The following is a 21317-nucleotide window of genomic DNA, read 5'->3' on the forward strand; positions in this document are numbered from 1 at the left end:
CATCAACCAGGGTACATTGGCCTTGAACAGCAATTACACTTTAACTTATGTTGGTGCTGATTTAACGATCGGTGCAAAAACGGTTACGGTAACTGCAGCAGCGAAAAGCAAAACCTACGGTGATGCCGATCCTGCATTGATCTATACCTTTGCCCCGGTATTGGTGGGTACAGATACTTTCACGGGAAGCTTAACCAGGGCACCTGGCGAAAACGTGGGTACTTATGCAATCAACCAAGGTACATTAGCCTTGAACAGCAATTACACTTTAACTTATGTAGGTGCTGATTTAACGATCGGTGCAAAAACGGTTACGGTAACGGCTGCAGCGAAAAGCAAAACCTACGGTGATGCCGATCCTGCATTGACCTATACCTTTGCCCCGGTATTGGTGGGTACAGATACTTTCACGGGAAGTTTGACCAGGGCACCTGGCGAAAACGTAGGTACTTATGCCATCAACCAGGGTACATTAGCCTTGAACAGCAACTATACCTTAACTTATGTAGGTGCGAACCTGAGCATCGGTGCAAAAACGGTTACGGTAACGGCTGCAGCGAAAAGCAAAAACTACGGTGATGCCGATCCGGCATTGACGTATACCTTTGCCCCGGCATTGGTAAGCGGCGACAGTTTCAGCGGAAGCCTGACCAGAACACCTGGCGAAAACGTTGGTACTTATGCAATCAACCAAGGTACATTAGCCTTGAACAGCAACTATACCTTAACTTATGTAGGTGCGAACCTGAGCATCGGTGCAAAAACGGTTACGGTAACGGCTGCAGCGAAGAGCAAAACCTACGGTGATGCTGATCCGGCATTGACGTATACCTTTGCTCCGGCATTGGTGGGTACAGATAGTTTCACGGGAAGCTTGACCAGAACACCAGGGGAAAACGTAGGTGCTTATGCGATCAACCAAGGAACACTTGTCCTGAATAGCAATTACACAATCGCTTACATCAGTAATAACTTAACCATTAATAAGTCAGTACTGACTGTCACTGCTAACAATGCTGTCATGTGTCAGTCTGATGGGTTCCCAACCTTCGGTGTTACTTATACTGGTTTTAAAGCAGGCGATAATGAAAGTTCTTTAAGTACAAAACCTATTGTAAGCACTACCGCTAATAGAAATGTTGCAGGTAATTATGTATTGGTACCATCTGGTGGCGTATCAAACAATTATAGTTTGGTTTATGTAAATGGTACATTAATAATTAATGCCATTCCATCAGTAAGTATTTTAAGCAATAAAGGAACTGAAATTAGTAAAGGTGAAACAGCGGTATTAACGGCTAGTGGAGGCACAACTTACAGCTGGTCTACAGCGAGTGGTATCGTTAGTGGACAAAATACTGCATCACTCAGTGTTCGTCCATCGCAAACTACAACTTATACGGTGAGGGTAACCAATGCCAGCGGCTGTATTAGTTCAGCATCGATCACCATTAAGGTAAATGAGGATTATAAGTTGGTTGCGAATAATATCTTAACACCAAATGGAGACGGTATAAATGATACCTGGATTGTACAGAATATTGATATGTATCCAAGTAATGAAGTCCGGATTTTCGACCGTAATGGTAGAGAAATGTACAGCAAAAAGTCATACGATAATAGCTGGAACGGAACTATCGGAGGAAATGACCTTGCAGAAGGAACTTATTATTACATCATCACATATGGCCCAAATAAATTGGTTCAAAAAGGATTTATCACGATTATCAGAAACCGCTAAGAAAATGAAAAGGATGAAAAAAACATTATTGATACTGGCTGCTCTTATCGGTGTTTCGAAGGTAAATGCGCAGACTAATCCATTATTAAATCAATATTTTAATAACACCTATCTTGCTAATCCGGCCATGGCCGGATTAGCAGAAGGTGCAACTGCAGACCTCACTTTCCGTTCACAATGGAATAACATTCCTGGTGCCCCTATGGTACAAAACCTAAGTGCTACCTATGGATGGGAAAAAGTAGGGGTAGGACTAAATATGAATCTGGATAAAGCTGGTTTGCAAAGGCAAACGAGAATTCTGGCGAGTTATGCCTATCATCTTCCGCTTAACGGATCTGCAAAATTACATTTTGGTTTATCTGCCGGTTTTATAAACCAGCGGGTGGATATGCAAGATCTGATCGGAAACCCGAACGATCCTCAGGTAGGTGTGTACAATACCGATCACAAAACCTATTTTGATGGTGATTTTGGAGTTGGATTAACTTCGCAGCACTTTATAGTGGATTTTGCATTGGTGAACCTTAAAAATTATTTCAATAGAGATAACTTAAAATTAATCAATACGCCTGCTGTTTATGCAGCAGCAGGGTACAAAATTGATCTTGGAGAAAGCTTATTTCAACCTAAAGTGGCTTATCGCTCTTTTACGGGAATTGCAGATATTGTGGATATCGGCGGTCAACTCGGAGTTGCTAATCAACAGTTACTCTTTACAGCCATGTATCATACCAGCAAGGCTGCAAGTTTTGGCGTCGGGTTACATTATAAGAAAAAATACATGATCAATACTGCTTATACCACACAAACGGGAAACTTAAGCGGTTATACGGCAGGAAGTTTTGAGATCAACCTTGGTATTAATTGGTAAATTAATGCCAGTCTGAAGGGGATTAATCCCATTGATCTTAGCTTAAATTGCTGGTTACTATCTCAAAGTAACCTTATTAAGCAAATAAACGATTTTAAAGGTAAAATGGTCACAGCTAAATACTGTGGCCATTTTATTTTTAATCAAAGCAGGTTTAAAAATAAACCTAACAGGATGCTGAATAGCATAATTATTTGTGCTGGCCCCAATTTTAATCCTTTGTAAAACCTGCCTTAGTTAAATAAACCTGACAGAGCGGTTAGCCCACAGTGAAGCGCAGCGCAACAAGGACTATTAGCGATGGCGGGACTGTTATAGCCATGAAAAACAGCACTTTCATTTTCAAATAAAAAAAAGACTTTTGCTATGGAGCAGTATTTTCTGAAAATTTTCAATGCGCTTAGGATTAGCATGCTTTTATTTATGATCTGCCCTAAATATTAATTTGTTGAAATCTTTCGCATTTTATCATTAAATTACAATAAACTGTAACCCTAAAAAACAAAAACAACCTAATTACAGTTAACTTCGTATTAAGGCAATAATGTAGGCAGAATGGAAGTTGGTTGATCGCTATCGATAAAATTATTAAATGATGTCATGTTCTTTTTGTTTTTCTGTCAAAACTTGTAAATTGCTTTAGTAAAAAGATACATATTGTCAGTTTCTGATGGCTAAAAAATCCTTACAATAAACCGACAATATAATGTATGCAATCGGACATTTTTAATAAATGTCCTTTTAAAACCTTTAGAACACTTATTACGTAGATAGATATAAATAAAATAATATTTATCAGAATAGTAATCTTACATTGAATTTTGGGTTTTCAGGCACCTTTATGCCTCTTTATCCACCCATATGGCGCAATTGTTGATAAAATAAACAAAACAGGACGTTCGTTTTATAAAGTTATTTTATAGTTTAGGGACGTAGCTGTTAAGAAAGGTATTATGGAAGCAAAATTTTCACCACAGGTTAAAGATGTAATCTCTTTTAGTAGGGAGGAAGCGCTCCGCTTAGGGCACGATTACATTGGAACCGAGCATTTATTATTGGGCCTCATTCGCGAAGGCGATGGCATGGCTATAAAAATTTTACGATCGTTAGGAGTTGATACCGGTAAATTGCGCCGCTCAATTGAAGATGCTGTTCGCGGTACTTCGAGTGTTACAGTAAACTTGGGTAATATTCCATTAACTAAACAGGCAGAAAAAGTTTTAAAAATTACTTACTTAGAAGCTAAAATATTTAAAAGCGATTTAATTGGTACCGAACATTTGTTGTTATCAGTTTTGAGAGATGATGATAATATCGCCTCACAGATCTTATTGCAATATGGCGTTACTTATGATGTTTTTAAACAGGAAGTTGAAGTGAATAAAAATGGTTTCAGAGATGATATCTCCAATAGCGCTTCTACAGGAGGCGATGATGATTATCGCGAAGAGGAAAGCTTTAGTACACCTAAAAAAGTTTCGGATATAAAATCTAAGACCCCTGTTCTGGATAATTTCGGTCGTGATTTAACAAAAGCTGCTGAAGAAGGTCGTTTAGACCCAATCGTTGGCCGCGAGAAAGAAATTGAGCGTGTATCGCAGATTTTATCACGCAGAAAAAAGAACAATCCAATTTTAATTGGAGAGCCTGGTGTGGGTAAGTCTGCAATTGCAGAAGGTCTTGCCTTACGTATTGTGCAACGTAAAGTTTCGCGTGTACTTTTTGGTAAACGTGTAGTCACTTTAGATTTGGCATCGCTGGTAGCCGGTACAAAATACCGTGGCCAGTTCGAAGAACGTATGAAAGCCGTGATGAACGAGCTTGAAAAATCTACTGATGTAATTTTATTCATTGATGAGATCCATACCATTGTTGGTGCTGGTGGAGCATCTGGTTCATTAGATGCATCCAATATGTTCAAACCTGCTTTGGCAAGGGGCGAAATTCAATGTATCGGGGCTACAACATTAGATGAATACCGCCAATACATTGAAAAAGATGGCGCTTTAGACCGTCGTTTCCAAAAAGTAATGGTTGAGCCTGCTACACCAGATGAAACTGTAGAGATTTTAACCAGAATTAAAGATAAGTACGAAGAACACCACGGTGTAACGTATACAGATGAAGCTATTTTAGCCTGTGTTACTTTAACCTCGCGTTATATTTCTGATCGTTTCTTACCAGATAAAGCCATTGATGCTTTGGATGAGGCAGGTTCGCGTGTTCACTTAACCAATATCCACGTTCCGCAGAATATTATTGATATTGAAGCTAAAATTGAAGATATCAAATTAGAGAAAAACAAGGTGGTACGTAGCCAGAAGTACGAAGAAGCTGCGAAACTACGCGATACAGAGAAAAATTTAATTGAAGAATTAGATAAAGCTAAAGCGGAGTGGGAAGCGGAAACCAAAACTAAACGTTACGAAGTTTCAGAAGATAACGTAGCCGAAGTGGTTTCAATGATGACTGGTATTCCGGTACAACGCGTTGGACAAACAGATAGTGCCAAGCTGTTGAATATGTACGATAAAGTGGCTGAGAAAATTATTGGTCAGAACGATGCGATCAAAAAATTGACCAAAGCCATCCAACGTACAAGAGCAGGTTTGAAAGATCCTAAAAAACCGATTGGTTCCTTTATTTTCTTAGGTCCAACCGGTGTAGGTAAAACCGAATTGGCAAAAGAATTGGCCCGTTTCATGTTCGATAGTGATGATTCTTTGATTCAGATCGACATGAGTGAGTATATGGAGAAATTTGCAGTTTCGCGTTTGGTAGGAGCGCCTCCAGGATACGTAGGTTATGAAGAGGGTGGACAGTTAACTGAAAAAGTTAGAAGAAAACCTTACGCCGTAATTTTATTGGATGAGATAGAAAAAGCGCATCCAGATGTATTTAATATCTTATTGCAGGTGTTAGATGAAGGTCAGTTAACGGATAGTTTGGGTCGTAAAGTTGATTTTAGAAATACAATCATCATCATGACATCTAACATTGGTGCCCGCCAACTTAAAGATTTTGGACAAGGCGTTGGTTTCTCTACAACAGCAAAAACAAACCAGGCCGATTCTCACAGTCGTGGTGTAATAGAAAGTGCATTAAAACGTGCTTTTGCTCCTGAATTCTTGAACCGTGTAGATGATGTAGTGGTATTTAATAGTTTAGGTAAAGAAGAAATCTTCAGAATTATCGATATTGAATTAAAAGCTTTATTTGGTCGTGTTCATACCCTTGGTTATGAAATTGCATTGACTGATAATGCGAAAGAATATATTGCTGATAAAGGTTTTGATAGTAATTTTGGTGCACGTCCGTTAAAAAGGGCCATTCAAAAATATTTAGAAGATCCGATTGCCGAAGAGATCCTTAAAGGCGAACTAGCCGAAGGTGATGTTTTAGAAATTGATTACGATAAAACCACTGAACTGGTTTCGATTAATCACAAAAAAGGCGAAAAGAAAAAAGAAGAGCCAAAGCAGGAAGAAGATTCTTCAAGTAAATAATCAAAAAAACTCCCGATGAAAATCGGGAGTTTTTTGTTTTAGATAATAATGATGTGCGCTAAATTTTTACTTGCTTTTGGAGTGCGAAAAAGATGCCTGCAAATCCTGGTGAACATCATCCTGGTTGCCAGCCTTTATTAAAAAAGATAATAATTGGTGATAACAAGCGCAAAGGATTGTCATCTCGACTGAGCAGAGCGAAGTGCCTGCCCTTACAGGCGGGGAGAGATTTATTATAGATTTTGCTGCGCAGAGCCTTCTGGTTCTCGGCTTCATTTCACTTCGCTCTAAATGACGATCTTTATTTTACATCAAATCTACTAGTGCCTGGTAATAACGTTCATAATTTTTCGGGTCGGTATTTAAAAACAGGAAGGGCTCTATCAGTTCTAACTCCATCAATAAAAATTCTCCATTAACCAAAGTACCATCCACTCTGGCATACAGGCAGTTTTTAGCAAATAAATCAACATATTGCTGTGCTATAGCAATATGTTCATTACCAGGTTTTTGCGGATGCACAGATCCACCATGTGCTGGCTGAACCCTGAAGTCGCCAGGTTTAGCTTTTTTAACTAGTGAATGGCTATAAATCCCATTAAAGAAAATGAATGACCATTCGCCATTTTCCAGGATTTCTGGCAAAAATGGTTGAAGAATAAAGTCTTCGTTTTGGATGAGCTGATCTAGTTTTTGGTTCACTTCTTCAACATTTTCTGCTGTTACTTTAAAAGTATTTTTGGCGCCGCCACTAATACAAGGCTTCACAATTAATTTATTGGTATTAAATTTTTCGAAGAAATACTCCAGATTTACACTTTCTTTATTTCGAATAAAAAAACTAGGGGTAATCTTTAATCCGGCAGCTTCAATTTCCAGGAGATATTGCTTGTTGGTATTCCACCTTACCACCTCAATAGGGTTAAGTAATTTTACTCTCTTTGTTTCCAACTGATCAAGCCAAATATAAAACGCTTCAATCAGGTCAAAATAATCCCATGGCGATTTTAAAATGGCAAGCGAATAATCTTCCCAGGCTATATTTGGATCATTCCAGATGATTTTTTCAATACTTAATCCTTTATCTTTTAAAAAATGTAAAAGGTTATCATCTTCACTTTCAACTGTGGCGCTATCATAAGCTCCTTTATCCAGATAGGTTACTAATGCAATGTTCATGGCGTTAAAACTAAGCTTTTATAGGGTTGATTACAAATTCACGGCTTCAATCATCAAGATAGTAAATTACGACAAGCAATGTTGAAATGGCCGTGATGATAAAACCACGGCCCTGAGCGCCAGGGATTTCTCTCCCCTAATGTTAAAACATACTTACCTGGTTACTCGGAACCTTAAACAAAGTATGGTCTAAAATAATATCTTTCACATTCAAGCCATTTAAACGGCAATGCAGTCTGAAATTGTCCCTAATCATTTGTGAAATATTACCATCGCCACGCATGCGGTCGCCAAACCGGCTATCGTTTACATGACCACCGTGGCAACTCTGTATCGAATGCCAAACTTTATCAAAACGGTCTGGAAAATTTTTCTGCAGCCAATCTTCAAATATCTGACCGATGGCACCATTGAGCCGTACCACAGTATAGCCTGCTTTAATAGCGCCTGCATTGGCTACTGCTTTTAGAATTTTCGGAATTTCATGATCACTTAAACCTGGAACAAGAGGCGCAACCATTACACCCACAGGAATTCCATCTTTACTGAGTTCTTCTACTGCCTTTAACCGTTGTTTGGCCGTGGTAGTACGCGGTTCCATTACCTGGCGTAAATCTTCATTTAAACTGTTAATGGAAACATAAACCATACAGAGGTTTAACTTGGCCATCTCTGTCAGAATATCCCGATCACGAAGAATAAGCGAATTTTTGGTAATCATTCCAATGGGCTGTTTGTAGGCCAATGCAATTTCCAGCAACTGCCTGGTTAGCTTAAATTTTCTTTCGGCAGGTTGGTAGCAATCGGTATTGCCAGAAAGGGAAATGGTGGTGGCATCCCAGCCTTTTTTCTCCAGGAACTTTTTAAATAGTGTAGGCGCATCTTTTTTAACGATTATTTTCCGCTCAAATTCTATTCCGGCACTATAGCCCCAGTATTGATGCGAATTACGGGCATAACAATACGTACAACCGTGTTCGCAGCCTTGATAAGGGTTTAAAGAATAGGCCATGCCCACATCCGGACTATCAACCTTATTAACAATGCTTTTCGAATTTTCGAAGATAAAAGAAGTTTTACGATCACTTTCCTCCCAGTCATCTATCCCTTCATCGTGCTCCTTTACATAAATATCTTTTAAAAATTTGTTATGTGGGTTAACCTGAGCGCCTCTTCCCTTAAAATACTGTTTTTCTTCATCGCCAATCATGAATTAAAATTACTAATATTTTTAGTAATTTTAATTATCAATAATGGTTACTTTTCAACAATTTTGGATTTAGATCCCATCATACATCATACATTTTCCATCACTCCTTCTTTGGGAGTGGTACATAATCCATTGGAACCATATCGGCTACTTTCTCATAAGCCCAGTAACCTTCGTAAAGCAATGACCTGGAATCGTAGATGCCACCATTTTCATAAAAACGTACGCCTTCGCCAGTTAAATTGGCTACTGAAATTTCATTTTCCGGTACATCCAGCGGTCTGAAAATCCAGAAGCCTGTTTTAGAATAGGCAAGCGATTCTTTTTCTTTAGTATATTGAATCAACAGCGCATCGGTATAGCTCAGATATTTTAAATTCTGGTTATAGTAATGTACTAAGGTATCGGTAAGTACCTCAGCCCTCGAAAATTTATCAATAGTTTTGGGCATTTCCTGTTGTTTCGTCCAAAAAGCAAGTAAGGCGGTATCTACTTTTCCTTTTGTTTGTCTGATGCCTGTTTTTTCCGGTACGGCTTTAATTTTTTCTAAATTGGCATTGATCACATATTGCGGATAACGGTTTGGGTTGGGGATTTTGATCATTTTATTGATGATAAATCCTTCTTCCTTTGTTTTATTGGCATAAAGTGAACGGAAGAAATGTTGTGATGACCCATAATAAGACACTTCTCTGGCAGCAATATATTTTTTCTTTTTAGCCGCAGAAGCCTTCAATTCTTCAAAAAAAGGATGCCCGGAGTAATAAATAATATGTGTGCGAGAATTATACTCAAAATGATCAAGCATATATTTAAGGCGATAGCCCAATGCCTTATTTTCTACGATTAAAAATTCTGTAGTAGATACGGTTAAAGTACTTTTGGTAATGTCAAAGTCTACGTTTAAAACCTGGGGATTTAATATCTTACACTGTGCTGCATTGGGTGTTTTACCAATAAAAAACTCTTTAAACTGGTTAATGTATTTTTGGCGGTTAGGATCGGCCCGGATCACCACCTCATCAAGCTGGGCAACATTCTCCTTTAAAATCAATTCTACCTGAACCGATTTGTCGGAAATGATAACACTTTTAGAATAGGGGAGGTAACCAACAAGCTGCACAAGCAGATCATAACTGCCGGGCTTTAGGTTTGGAAGTTTAAACTTTCCGTCATTATCGGCAACTGTTGCAATTTTATAACCGCTTAGGTAAATACTCGCACCTGGCAATCCATCTTTTTTATCCCTAACCACACCACTGATCGAGAAAGTGTTTTGAGCAATGGCATTAGTACCCAACATGATCAGCATAAAGGCTACTAAAAGGCTTTTAATCATGGAGACGAATGTAACCAAAAGGTGTAATATTTATTAAAAACGAAAAAGAATTTTAACAAATTTAACATTTGATGGTGATCTTCAATAAGAGCTGTCATCCTGAGCATAGCGAAGCATCTTTAAAACGATATTTTATCCAAAATAGCTCAAACCAATTGTAATGAAATGATTGGTTTTTATTTGAAAACGGACGGTCTGTTTTCCATGGACAAAGTACCCCCGCCATCGCTTGTAGTCCTCGTTACACTGCGCTTCACTGTGGGCTACCCGCTCTGTCAGGTTTATTTAACAATGGTCGGTGTTTCATGGGATTAAAAATCCGAAGGAGTAAGGTCGTTATGAGAAGCTAATAAATAAATTAAATTGCTGTCATCCTGAGGGATAATTTATTATACAAAATCAATATGCTTGACAGATAAATTTTATGTAGGTATATCTCTCGAGAAATCGTCATTCCCAACTTGATTGGGAATCTTAATACAAGCGCTTTCAGATTCACGCATGCGCGAGAATGACGACCGCAAAGTGAATTCTGTCAATGGTAGCAGAGCGAAAGATCTTTATAAGAGGATTATCAATTAGGCCTTTATTTAATAGGCAGTGTTTTTCTGGATACGAGAGTTTGTTTTCCATGGCTACTGCATATCATATTCTTAATTTTTCACCTCCACATCAGCAGGTGGTAAATAATCCATCGGCACACTATCTGCAATTTTTTCCCAGCCCCAATAGCCCGCAAAAAGCATCGCACGTGGATTATAGATACCGCCATTCTCATAAAAATATACTGGTGCTACTTGTAGCGTAATGGTTGATATTTGATAGTCTGGCATATCTAAAGGCCTGTTGATGGATAAACCTATCCGGTTGGCAAATAATGGATCCTCCTTTTCTTTAGAATAAATAATGTATAATTTATCGGTGAAGTTTATGCTTTTGATATGCTGATTTCGGATATGAACTAAGGTGTCTTGCGCAATAGGGCTGCGACTTAAAATGGAAATGCCATCAGGAAGATTTTTCTTTCTGAGCCAGTAACTGAGGGAATCCCCGTGATTAAGATTTATCGTTTTTCGTAATAAGCCTTCCTGCATTTTTGTTAAACGTTTAATATTTGCCCTTATGGTACTGTCAGACGGTTTGTCGCGATTTGGTTGGGTAATTAATTTATTAATGATAAAGCCTTCTTCAGTTGCCTTACCATTATAGAGGGATGTAAAAAAGTGCTGTGGAGAACCCAGGTAGGCGGTTAAACGTTTCTTTGCCCAGATCTTTTTTTTCCGTACCGATCCTTTTAAATCTTCATAATAAGGGAAGCCTTCATAATAGATTATTTTTGTTCGGCTACTGTACTCAAAATTATTGACCAGGTATTTTATCCGGTATCCCAGTGCCTGGTTCTCAATAATTAAAAATTGATTCGTTTTTACCGTAAGCTTTGACTCCTCATTGTCATAGTCAATCAGTAGCACATTAGGATTAATCATTTTGCACTGTTCAGCATTTGGTGTTGTGCCAATAAAAAAATCTCTAAACATGGCTAGGTAATGAGCCCTGTTCGGATCTGGTTTAATGGTGACTTCGTTTAATTGTGTAACACTTTCTTCTAAAATCAGATCGATTTTTATAGACTTATCAGAAATGATAATGTTTTTATTTAGTGCCTTGTAGCCGATAAGCTGAACTAAAATATCATAATTACCAGGTTTAAGTTGCAGGGCGTAATCGCCTTTATTGTTCGAAACGGTTGCAATTTTATATCCACTTACATATACGCCTGCACCAGGTAAAGCTTCACCATGTTTATCTTTAACTGTACCCGAAAGCACGTAATTTTGTTGTGCGAAACAAATATTACCAATAAATATCAAGAATAAGGTTAATAAGGATTTCATAACCTAAATATAAACTAAATTATTAGTTTTTTGTGCATGAAAAATAAATGTTACATTAAAAAGGACTCCATCTTCAGCGTAAAGTAGCATGGAGATCCTTCGACTACGCTACCAATACCGTTATTTAAAAGAAGCATCTTCATCCCAACCTGAGCGTAGTAGCATGCCTGCCCGTACAGATGGGGAGAGCTCTATCTGGTGTGAAAGCGACTATCGCGGTGGTCTGTGTCTTCACAGACCACTAAATTTATCAGTTTTGATATATGAAAGGTCTGTGGGAACACAGACCTTGGGATTGGTAGGGAATTAGGCCAATAATTCCTTCGCATTTTCTATTGCTGATGCGCCTGGATTTTTACCGCTCAGCATTTCGGCAATTACACCAATACGTTCTTCCTGTTTAAGTTTACGGATTCCGGTTGTGGTTTTTCCACGTTCTTCATGTTTATGAACAAAATAGTGCGATGTGCCTTTAGCAGCAATTTGCGGTAGGTGCGTAATCGAAATTACTTGCATGTTCTGTCCTAAATCTGCAATTACTTCTCCAACTTTTAGTGCGGTTTCGCCAGAAATCCCGGTATCAATCTCATCGAAAATAATGGTCGGTAACGATGTATGTTTAGCCAATAAGGCTTTTATGGCTAGCATTAAACGCGATAATTCACCACCAGAGGCCACTTTGTTCACTGGTGCGGGCGCCTGACCAGCATTGGCAGTAAAGAGGAGATTTATTTCATCCAAACCATCTTTATTCAGTTCGCTCCATACTTTTTGATGTAAAACCAACTTGGCATTTAGCATCCCTACTTTTTTTAAGGTAACACTGGTTTGTTCCTCTACCACTTTGATGGCTTTTTTACGGTTGGCACTTAATTGATCAGCCTGTTTATGTAAAGCTTTTTGAAGTTGATCTATTTCTTTCTGTAGATTTTCGATCTGCTCATCAGAAGACAGGAGTTTGTTCAGATTTTCTTCCAGTTGTTTTTGAAGTGCCAGTAACTCCGCATTATCTGCAACCCGATGTTTTTGCTGGAGCGAATAAAAAAGATCTAATCTTTGGTTAACCAGTTCTAAACGATCTGCACTGTGTACGGTGTTTTCTTCAATGCCAGAAACTTCGTCGGTAATATCTTTTATTTCGATAATTGATGAGCGTAAACGTTCGTACAACACATTAATTGCAGGATCAAATTTTTCTATACCCTGCAACTGTAATGATGCTTCTTTTAAGATCTGGAGGGCAGATGGCTCACTTTCGTTAATTAATCCCGAAGCGGTGAGTAATGCTCTTTTTATGGTTTCCGCATGGGTTAATCGTTCTAACTCCTGCTCTAAATCCTCCTGCTCGCCATCCTGTAGTTTTGCCTGCTCCAGCTCGTTAAACAGAAACTGTTCGTAATCCTGTTTATTTCTGGCTTCATCAGCTTCAGCTATCAGTTTCTTTAATAGGGCAGTATCATGTTTAAGCTTTTTAAACCCGCGGCGGTAATCGATCAACAATGATTTATGGTTTGCCAGTGCATCTATAATCAAAAGTTGAAAATCGGCATCGTTAATTTCCTGGGTAGCATGTTGCGAGTGGATATCGATCAGCTTTTCGCCAATTTGTTTTAGAATAGATAAATTGACAGGTGTATCATTAATGAACGACCTTGTTTTACCATCTATTGATATCTCTCTCCTTAAAATGCTTTCTTTTGAGAAGTCAAGATCATTTTCTTCATAAAGCCCTTTCAGATTTTCATCAGCCAATGTAAAATTGCCTTCAATAACACATTTTTTATCCTGGTTAAAAAAGTATTTACTTTCTGCCCGCTGACCTAAAATTAGCGATAATGCGCCAAGTATGATTGATTTACCAGCACCGGTTTCACCTGTGATAATATTCAAGCCTTTATCGAATTCGATATCAAGACTATCAATTAATGCGTAATTACGGATAGAAAGTTTTTGTAGCATGCTAAGCAAAAATATTAAAATTTATTCAACAGGCCAGTACAAAACAAAAACAGCGAAGAATAATCTTCGCCGTTCATGATCTGTTTGGTTGATGTGTTTTTATTTTATAGAAATGTTAATGACATTATCATTGGCAATTTTTAGGTTGGATGTCTGAAGATAAGTTTTTATGGCCAATTGATCGGCATTTGTAAAATCTGATTTTTTATAGGTTACTACAGCATTTAAAGTGTTGAGGGCTTTATCGGCACCTGTAAAATCTTGTTTCCGATATAATATAACTGCCGGATTTATTGTTGAGCTTTTGTTGCCACTTTCAACTTTTTCTTTTTTCTCTTTCTGCTCTATTTTCTCTTTTAATTCCTTTACCTCGTTGTCAAATTTTTCCTTTAGTTTTTTATACTCTTCCGTTTGTTTCACCTTACTGTTCGGTTCATCGTTATATTTTAAAAGAATACCATCTGAAAGCTGATAACCTTTTCCTGATTTTAAGGTCTTGGCTCTGAGATTTTCTATTTGTGCCCTAAATTCTGGTGTGTTCATCGAAGCAGCCATATCTTCACCTATTTTTTTCCATTGGGCTTGTGCTTCTGGCGATGCAAATTGCTTATTCATATCTTCGCCAAATTTTTTCCATTTGGCTTGTGCTTCTGGCGAACCGAATTCTTTATTCATATCTTCTCCCATTTTTTTCCATTTTGCCTGAGCCTCTGGAGAATTCATTTTCTTTTGCATCTCTTCTCCAAATTTTTTCCATTTAGCCTGTGCTTCTGGTGAGCTGTATTGTTTGGCTACATCTTCTCCAAATTTTTTCCATTTAGCCTGTGCTTCTGGTGAGCTGTATTGTTTGGCTACATCTTCTCCAAATTTTTTCCATTTAGCCTGTGCCTCCGGTGAGTTATATTGTTTGGCCATATCTTCACCAAATTTTTTCCATTTAGCTTGTGCCTCTGGCGAGTTATACTCTTTATAAAGTTTTTTGTGTAAAAGAGAATCGTTTAATCTGAATTTAAATGAACTATCAAGATTGATCCTGTATATTCCATTGCTGCCAAAAAGTTCGTCCCTGTAAAAATCTTTTCTTAGGCTATCTGGCATTTCTTTTACCGAGTTATATTCGGTTTTTTTGCCATTAGCATCAATAGTTACAATTTTAATCTTCCGTTTTTTAGTGGTATCAGTATAAACAACAGTTTTAACATCATTGTGGTTAATTACACTTAACACTTTAATTTTTGGCGTTTTTTTCGTTTCTTTTTTATTTTCTGTTGGGTTGATCCAGGCAATAGAAAACAGGCAGGCTACTCCTAAAGTTAGGGCTGCCATTTGTTGTTTGGCGTTTAAATAATTTGTTTTCATGTTGGTTATTCTTTTAATGCGTTGATACAAATTTTGGGTCTTGCCTGTGGCAGCTAATGCATAAGCAGGACTGTTTTTATCTTTTAATAGTTCGAGTTTAAGTAGGGCATGGGCATAATTTAATGGTTTCCCGGTAATTTTTAATACCAGATCATCGCAGGCATGCTCGCGCTCAATATGTATAAACCTACCCGCCATCCATACAAATGGGTTATAAAATAATATGGTTTCTATAGCAGTTTTAATCAGGTTCAGTAAGAAGTCATTTCTTCTGATATGTGATAATTCATGAATTAATATCGCCTCTACCTGATCGTTGTCTAATTGGTTTACCAAGGCTACTGGAAATAATACCACAGGTTTTAAATAACCGATAACCAAAGGCACGTTAACAATAGAAGACAGGTGAAACTGGGTAACTTTGTTGATTTTAAGTTGGGCAGTTACTTGTTCGAAAATAATTTTCCAACTATCCGGAATGGCACTTAAACTTTCTTTCTTTAGTTTGGAGAGCTGACCATAGCCTTTAGCAATAACGAATAACTGAAGCAAGATACCAAGAACATAAAATATGACTACTATCGGGAAATATTGCTCTGCCCTGCTGCTAAAACTTGGAGGCAGGTTATTGAAATATTGGTAAACCTGCACATTTTGAGCGTTGATTGGCAGCGGCTGCGAATTTGTATTTAATGTTAATTGATGAATGAAATTGTAGCCAAAGCCAACAAACATTAAAATGATGGCACCAAAAGCAAGATTGTGCTTGTATTTTGCTGCCATTTTCGGAATGCTAAGCAAAACGATAAATAGGATGCCATAAACGATGGCGCTTTGCCAAAGTGAGTTTACAATACTCCAGCCAAATGCTTTGATAAACTGTTGTAATAAAGTTTCCATAACGGTGGTTTTAATTTTTTATTCGGAGATCATCCGAAAATTTGTTGTTTATCAGGGATCTAAACCCTGCACCTTTCAACCTTCAACAATAGCCTTATTTTATGCTATCTAAATATTTTTTTATTTCGTCAATTTCTGCAGCACTCGCACTGTGGTTACCCAAAGCCTGCATCACCAACCTTGCTGCCGATCCGTTAAATACATTATCGATCATTTTGTTTACCAATTGCTTTTCAGTTTTATCCTGACTAACCAATGCTTTATAGATGTGCGTTTTTTGAGTAGTATCTCTCTCTACCATTCCTTTCTCATGCAAAATCTGCATCAGTTTTAAAGTAGTGGTATAACCGGAGTCTTTTTTATTCAAAGCCTCATGAACTTCTCTTACCGTTGCATTCCCCTTTTGCCAAAGCACCTGGAGGATTTCCATTTCACCTTCTGTTGGTTTGATGTTCTGATTATCCATATGTTACAAGTTGTACGAATTATTTCGTATTCAAATGTACGAAGATATTCGTAAGATCAAAATATTTTAACAAATTTTTAATTTTATTAGTTAATTGTTGACAATGGTTAATTGCTTAACTGTGATATTGGACGCTGGTTAGGGGGAAATGCTGCATCCGTTTAGGCTTTAGAAAGTAAAATGTGCTCATGAAAAACTGACTTTGGTAATTAAACCTGATTGATGTGGATACTGGCTTGTGTGTAAGGCCTGCTGGCGTATGAACGAAAGCAGGACTGGCTTTAATTGAAAAGCTGAAATTGCTTTTCTAAAATTAATTACGACAAAGAGAAACTACTTACTGGTTAACTGTTGAAAATGGTTAATTGTTTAACCATGATATGATATGCTAGATAGGGGAAATGTTGCATACAATCAGGCTTTAGAAAGGGAAAACGTGCCTATGAATAGCTAACCGAAGTTATTAAACCTGATTGATGTGGATACCGGCCTGTGTTTAAGGCCTGCAGGCGTATGAACGAAAGCAGGACTTACTTTATAATTGAAATGCTGAGATTGCTTTTCTAAAATTAATTACGACAAATAGAGAAACTATTTGAAGGTAACTATTGAAGCTGGTTAACTGCGTTTATACATATTCTCAAATGCCTTAATCTAATCTTGATTAGCTGCCATAATACCTAAGAAAGATCCTGAAATAAATTCAGGATGACGAGCGGCATTAATTCTTCTTTAATCCCTCGTACTTACCAATATTTGCCGGATCGATTTCTGCCAGCATATTATAGGCTTTCATGCGCTCTTGTCCATTGAGTTTTGAAAGTACATTGGTTACCTCTTCGGCTTTGGCCGCAAAGTAAACATTAGGGAAAATAGAGCCCAGTTTCTGCTTATCCATTTGTTGTAGTGCAGGTAGTGCGGCAACAATCTGCGTTAAGCCTTTATCATTATCGGTTAGCTGGTCAAGGCCACTTAAATGATAACTGTAAATGAAATTGCGGAGCTCGGCAAAAATTGGGTTTAAAACATTTTCGTTAAACCAAAAGCGGTTACGTAATCCGTCGGCTGCTCTCCAGCCCGTATTACCCGAGGCTTGTGCTAGGTTAATGATGTTCTGTGCTTTTTTATAAAAAGGAGTTCCACCCATTTTGCTAAAACTATCTTTATCCATTCCGATGATGGTATAGGCATAGTAGGTGAGGAGAGCACTGATGTTGGAAATGTAATTTTGATCAGAGAAGTCGATTGTAGACCCATCGTTGAAATTAAAATCGAAATTCTTATCGCTCATATTTAACAAAGTGCTATTGTAAGAGCTGTTAAAAACCGGTCGACTGCTTTGAATTTGTGCTTCTGCCGTGTAACCAGAGCCACCATCCCATGAATTGATGGTAATGACGAAACTACAATCTATACGTTCCTGCGCTTTATAACTTTCGTTACTGAATTTGTTATTGTTCAAAAAATCGCGGATTGTTTTTTGCAAAGCATCTAAGGTTGGTTTGCTAATGTTCGAAACCTGGGGAGCCAGCAAAGTTACCCTTGCATTTAGCTCTTGCGCCTGTAGCTTTCCAAAACTAACCAATAGCAGTATCCAAACAATCTTTTTTATCATTTCGCAATTTTTAAAATGGCAGTACAAATATCTTTGGCAACAGCTGTTTTCGATTTCATTTCAAATATCGTCCGTTCTAAAGCTTTGTTAAAAATAGTAATTTTATTGGTATCTGATTTAAAACCTGCGCCCTTATCATTCAAAGAATTTAGCACCACCAGGTCTAGATTTTTCTTTTCCAGTTTGCCTTTTGCGTAATTTTCTTCATCATTGGTTTCTAAAGCAAAACCTACCAAAACCTGGTGCGGTTTTTTTGCTGCACCTAAAAAAGCCAGTATATCTGTCGTTTTTTCCAACTCCAAAAACAACCCGCTATCCTGTTTTTTAATTTTTTGGGTGGCAACCTGTTTGGGGCGATAATCGGCTACAGCTGCGCACATTACGGTAATATCGGTTTCTGCAAATGCAACAGTACAGGCATCAAACATTTCTTGTGCACTCACTACATCAATTCTTTTTAAAATTTGATCGGCTTTCTGTGCGGTTGGTCCGGCAATTAAAGTTACCTCTGCACCCAGTTTGGCCATCTCATCGGCCAGGGCAAAACCCATTTTACCCGACGAATGATTGCCGATAAAACGTACCGGATCAATAGCTTCGTAGGTAGGACCAGCGGTAACCAGTACCTTTTTGCCAAATAGTGGCAATGATTTTTTAATAGAATTACTTAGGAAAGAAACAATTTCTTCAGGTTCAGCCATCCGGCCTTCTCCCCAGAGTCCACTGGCCAGTTCGCCATTGGCCGGAGCAATAACGGTATTCCCAAAACTGCTAATGCGTTCAATATTATTTTGGGTTGTTTCATGTTTCCACATATCCAGATCCATAGCCGGGGCTACATAAACCGGACATTTGGCTGAAAGATAAACAGCCGTTAATAAATTATCGCAGATTCCAGTTGCCAGTTTAGCCAAGGTATTGGCACTGATTGGCGCAATGATGATAAGATCGGCCCATAAGCCCAGCTCAACATGATTGCTCCATACGCCTGTTTCTTCTTCGAAATATTGCGTATAAACCGGATTTTTAGAAAGCGTAGCAAGGGTAAGTGGTGTAATGAAATTAGCACCATCAGGGGTAAGAATAACCTTTACGTTTGCGCCAGCTTTTACGAGTAGCCGAACCAAAAATGCCGACTTATAAGCCGCGATGCTACCGCAAACGCCAAGGATTATATTTTTATTTTCTAGCATAATGCGCAGAGTACATAAGGCATGGAGCATAGAGCGTAGTGGTAAACGCTTTGCCCTAAACGCTATGCGCTATGCAGTTACTTTTGTTCTTTAGCAGGATTTCTGTGATAAACTTTTTCGTTCAAAAATTCATCAATAGCAACTAAAACAGGCTTCGGCATACGCTCGTAATGCTTGCTGATTTCAATCTGCTCACGGTTTTCGAAAATTTCTTCCAAATTATCGTTGCTAGAAGCAAATTCTGCCAATTTACCGTGTAACTCTTCTTTAACGTTGTTCGAAATCTGATTTGCTCTTTTAGCGATAACCACTAATGATTCATATAAGTTATCAGTAGTTTTATCTAAATCGTGTACGTTTCTGGTTACTGTAGTATTTGGTACAGCAGGTTTGTTAGTATTCATCTATTACTTGTTTTTAATATTCGTATTATCGGCGTTAGTTGGTTTTTGAGAAACGGTATCTTTCAATTTTCCGGTTCTGATCAACATCTGCTTGTATTTTTCCTGATCGGCAGCATATAATGCCAATTCTTGTTTAGTAGCCACAATCCCTGCCTCAACATTACCTTTAAGTGCCTTTGCATCTTTTGCAAATTTACTGTCAGGGTGATTTTCAGTGAATTCAGTATACAAAGAAAGTGCTTCATTGTAACGGTCTTCCTGGCGCATGATGTAACTGTTTTTTGCATATAAATATTGCGCCTTAATCATCAGGAAATCCATTTCCTCAGCATATTTAATATCCGGGTAGTCTCTCTGCGCATTTCTTAAAGCAATAACAGCTGCCCTGTAGTTATCTACATTACTAGGTCCTGTAGTTAAATACATTTTAGCATTTTCAAAAGCTTTATCCTCTAACTTACCCCTTAATGTAGCAATATATTTGCCGGCAGCTGCAGCACGATCGCTGGTAGGGTATAAGTTAATGAATAGTTGTAGTGCATCAATAGCTTTATAAGTATTTTCCTGGTCTAAAGAGAAACTTGGCGATTCTAAATAATAGCAATAAGCTGCCATGTATCTCGCTTCTTCTGCATTTTTACTTGCCGGGTAGGTATCCGCAAAACTTTTAAATTGGTATCTCGAAGTAGTATAATCACTTAATCTATATAAGGTGTAAGCATAATAATAGTTCAGATCCTCAGCTTCTGCGCGGCCGCGATATTTTTGAGAAAGATCCTCAAAAAGTACTAATGCTTTACTGTAATCGCGTTTATTATACAAACGAAGTGCCTCCTGGTATTTTTTTGCAACGTCATTGCTCGCTCTCAATTTCTCGAAACGACTTTTACAACCCGCAATACCCAAAGCGGCAATAAATACTAAAATAATTAAGTGTTTAACTTTAAACATTCTGCAAAGATAATTAATAATACGATAACATCAATAAAAACAATTGGCCGCTAAGCTATGGAAAGCAATTCAGTACAAATATACAGTTAACAATTTTTAACATATATAGGTAATCGCACTTATATACTATATAGTATAGTTTTATTTTTTTTCTAGCAAAGCAGGTTCAGTGCTACTATATAGGTGAGTTCCCGCTATTCGCTCCAAATCCTCGGCTCGTTCCTCGCCTCCGGGTTTTCCGCTGTTATCGGGTTTAGGTGGGCCGGTCTTCCGAAGTTTCAAGGGGCTGGGTGCAGAGGAAACTTCGGAAGTTTAATGGGTTTATCCAGGAAATTCGTCATCCTGAACTTGTTTCAGGATATTTTTGCCGCACCAGATCTTCCCGTTTTAAACCCTACAAGATTTACAAAATCTTGCCCCAAACAAGCATCCTTCCAAAAAGTTTTGCTTACGCATAATTTTTTCCTGCTGAAAACCATCAACTTACAGTAAAGCCTGCAATATTTCATGAAAAACCTTTGCGGTGAAAGATATTTTTTCTACTTTTGCATCCCGCTCCGGAGGAGAGGGCAATAAACTGAAAAGATGGCACAGGGATACGGAAAGTGAGATTTATTTTAAATTAATTCTTGCCAAAGAGAAAAAGATTGCTACCTTTGCAGCCCGGTTCGGAAGAACGGAAAGCTAAACAACATTAGCATATTGAAATAAAGGTAAAGAGAAAAT

15 protein-coding genes and 1 pseudogene are annotated in these 21317 nt (G+C 38.0%); 5 read left to right on the top strand and 11 right to left on the bottom strand.

All coding sequences use genetic code 11. From position 1 onward, the window contains the following. From OQX63_RS22790 to OQX63_RS22800, 3 genes are all read left to right on the top strand, one after another. Nucleotides 1–1741: MBG domain-containing protein (locus OQX63_RS22790; RefSeq protein ID WP_265853096.1), on the top strand; the 1741-nt coding region annotated here is incomplete at its 5' end. Nucleotides 1742–1754: 13 nt separating this feature from the next. Beyond that, complete coding sequence (locus OQX63_RS22795; RefSeq protein ID WP_265853097.1) at nucleotides 1755–2615, top strand: PorP/SprF family type IX secretion system membrane protein; 861 nt, start codon at nucleotides 1755–1757, stop codon at nucleotides 2613–2615. Between the two features lie 953 nt (nucleotides 2616–3568). Further along, nucleotides 3569–6121, top strand: coding sequence for an ATP-dependent Clp protease ATP-binding subunit (locus OQX63_RS22800; protein WP_265853098.1), 2553 nt, complete (start codon nucleotides 3569–3571; stop codon nucleotides 6119–6121). A 306-nt stretch (nucleotides 6122–6427) separates the two neighbouring features. Here OQX63_RS22800 and OQX63_RS22805 read toward each other — a convergent pair whose 3' ends face one another. The 6 genes from OQX63_RS22805 to OQX63_RS22830 form a co-directional block, all read right to left on the bottom strand. Next, complete coding sequence (locus OQX63_RS22805; RefSeq protein ID WP_265853099.1) at nucleotides 6428–7300, bottom strand: ATP-grasp domain-containing protein; 873 nt, start codon at nucleotides 7298–7300, stop codon at nucleotides 6428–6430. A 142-nt stretch (nucleotides 7301–7442) separates the two neighbouring features. Beyond that, nucleotides 7443–8510, bottom strand: coding sequence for a PA0069 family radical SAM protein (locus OQX63_RS22810; RefSeq protein WP_265853100.1), 1068 nt, complete (start codon nucleotides 8508–8510; stop codon nucleotides 7443–7445). A gap of 100 nt (nucleotides 8511–8610) precedes the next feature. Then, entirely contained in the window at nucleotides 8611–9849 is a 1239-nt protein-coding gene (locus tag OQX63_RS22815) for a carboxypeptidase-like regulatory domain-containing protein (RefSeq protein WP_265853101.1), read from the bottom strand. 653 nt (nucleotides 9850–10502) lie between these two features. Then, nucleotides 10503–11744, bottom strand: coding sequence for a carboxypeptidase-like regulatory domain-containing protein (locus OQX63_RS22820; protein WP_265853102.1), 1242 nt, complete (start codon nucleotides 11742–11744; stop codon nucleotides 10503–10505). Between the two features lie 306 nt (nucleotides 11745–12050). Beyond that, nucleotides 12051–13703: a DNA repair protein RecN gene (gene recN, locus OQX63_RS22825; protein WP_265853103.1), complete on the bottom strand. Its 1653-nt coding sequence runs from the start codon at nucleotides 13701–13703 to the stop codon at nucleotides 12051–12053. A 99-nt stretch (nucleotides 13704–13802) separates the two neighbouring features. Then, entirely contained in the window at nucleotides 13803–15962 is a 2160-nt protein-coding gene (locus OQX63_RS22830; RefSeq protein ID WP_265853104.1) for a M56 family metallopeptidase, read from the bottom strand. A gap of 6 nt (nucleotides 15963–15968) precedes the next feature. Here OQX63_RS22830 and OQX63_RS23495 point away from each other — a divergent pair. Beyond that, a pseudogene (locus OQX63_RS23495) lies at nucleotides 15969–16025 on the top strand (hypothetical protein); the annotation flags it as partial. 31 nt (nucleotides 16026–16056) lie between these two features. Here OQX63_RS23495 and OQX63_RS22835 read toward each other — a convergent pair. The 5 genes from OQX63_RS22835 to OQX63_RS22855 all read right to left on the bottom strand — a co-directional run bounded on the left by OQX63_RS22835 (nucleotide 16057) and on the right by OQX63_RS22855 (nucleotide 20591). Continuing rightward, the gene (locus OQX63_RS22835; RefSeq protein ID WP_265853105.1) at nucleotides 16057–16428 is read right to left on the bottom strand and encodes a BlaI/MecI/CopY family transcriptional regulator; all 372 of its coding nucleotides are present in this window, start codon (nucleotides 16426–16428) and stop codon (nucleotides 16057–16059) included. A gap of 721 nt (nucleotides 16429–17149) precedes the next feature. Next, complete coding sequence (locus OQX63_RS22840) at nucleotides 17150–18043, bottom strand: DUF4835 family protein (protein WP_265853106.1); 894 nt, start codon at nucleotides 18041–18043, stop codon at nucleotides 17150–17152. Next, nucleotides 18040–19236, bottom strand: coding sequence for a bifunctional phosphopantothenoylcysteine decarboxylase/phosphopantothenate--cysteine ligase CoaBC (gene coaBC / locus OQX63_RS22845; protein ID WP_265853107.1), 1197 nt, complete (start codon nucleotides 19234–19236; stop codon nucleotides 18040–18042). Before coaBC ends, OQX63_RS22840 begins: the two co-directional genes overlap by 4 nt. 77 nt (nucleotides 19237–19313) lie before the next feature. Continuing rightward, nucleotides 19314–19640, bottom strand: a complete 327-nt coding sequence (locus OQX63_RS22850) for a DNA-directed RNA polymerase subunit omega (RefSeq protein WP_090504977.1) — start codon at nucleotides 19638–19640, stop codon at nucleotides 19314–19316. Between the two features lie 3 nt (nucleotides 19641–19643). Next, nucleotides 19644–20591 carry an outer membrane protein assembly factor BamD gene (locus OQX63_RS22855; protein ID WP_265853108.1) on the bottom strand — a complete coding sequence of 316 codons (948 nt, stop codon included), beginning with the start codon at nucleotides 20589–20591 and terminating at the stop codon, nucleotides 19644–19646. A 523-nt stretch (nucleotides 20592–21114) separates the two neighbouring features. Here OQX63_RS22855 and OQX63_RS22860 point away from each other — a divergent pair. Then, entirely contained in the window at nucleotides 21115–21279 is a 165-nt protein-coding gene (locus tag OQX63_RS22860) for a hypothetical protein (protein ID WP_265853109.1), read from the top strand. The last annotated feature ends 38 nt before the right edge of the window (nucleotides 21280–21317 follow it).

The organism is Pedobacter sp. PF22-3 (assembly GCF_026239555.1).
GTDB lineage: Bacteria > Bacteroidota > Bacteroidia > Sphingobacteriales > Sphingobacteriaceae > Pedobacter.

What these genes read in the sequence shown, in the direction of transcription:
- OQX63_RS22795 (WP_265853097.1), top strand. Translation starts at nt 1,755, where the DNA reads ATGAAAAAAACATTATTGATACTGGCTGCTCTTATCGGTGTTTCGAAG.
- OQX63_RS22800 (WP_265853098.1), top strand. Translation starts at nt 3,569, where the DNA reads ATGGAAGCAAAATTTTCACCACAGGTTAAAGATGTAATCTCTTTTAGT.
- OQX63_RS22805 (WP_265853099.1), bottom strand. Translation starts at nt 7,300, where the DNA reads ATGAACATTGCATTAGTAACCTATCTGGATAAAGGAGCTTATGATAGC.
- OQX63_RS22810 (WP_265853100.1), bottom strand. Translation starts at nt 8,510, where the DNA reads ATGATTGGCGATGAAGAAAAACAGTATTTTAAGGGAAGAGGCGCTCAG.
- OQX63_RS22815 (WP_265853101.1), bottom strand. Translation starts at nt 9,849, where the DNA reads ATGATTAAAAGCCTTTTAGTAGCCTTTATGCTGATCATGTTGGGTACT.
- OQX63_RS22820 (WP_265853102.1), bottom strand. Translation starts at nt 11,744, where the DNA reads ATGAAATCCTTATTAACCTTATTCTTGATATTTATTGGTAATATTTGT.
- recN (WP_265853103.1), bottom strand. Translation starts at nt 13,703, where the DNA reads ATGCTACAAAAACTTTCTATCCGTAATTACGCATTAATTGATAGTCTT.
- OQX63_RS22830 (WP_265853104.1), bottom strand. Translation starts at nt 15,962, where the DNA reads ATGGAAACTTTATTACAACAGTTTATCAAAGCATTTGGCTGGAGTATT.
- OQX63_RS22835 (WP_265853105.1), bottom strand. Translation starts at nt 16,428, where the DNA reads ATGGATAATCAGAACATCAAACCAACAGAAGGTGAAATGGAAATCCTC.
- OQX63_RS22840 (WP_265853106.1), bottom strand. Translation starts at nt 18,043, where the DNA reads ATGATAAAAAAGATTGTTTGGATACTGCTATTGGTTAGTTTTGGAAAG.
- coaBC (WP_265853107.1), bottom strand. Translation starts at nt 19,236, where the DNA reads ATGCTAGAAAATAAAAATATAATCCTTGGCGTTTGCGGTAGCATCGCG.
- OQX63_RS22850 (WP_090504977.1), bottom strand. Translation starts at nt 19,640, where the DNA reads ATGAATACTAACAAACCTGCTGTACCAAATACTACAGTAACCAGAAAC.
- OQX63_RS22855 (WP_265853108.1), bottom strand. Translation starts at nt 20,591, where the DNA reads ATGTTTAAAGTTAAACACTTAATTATTTTAGTATTTATTGCCGCTTTG.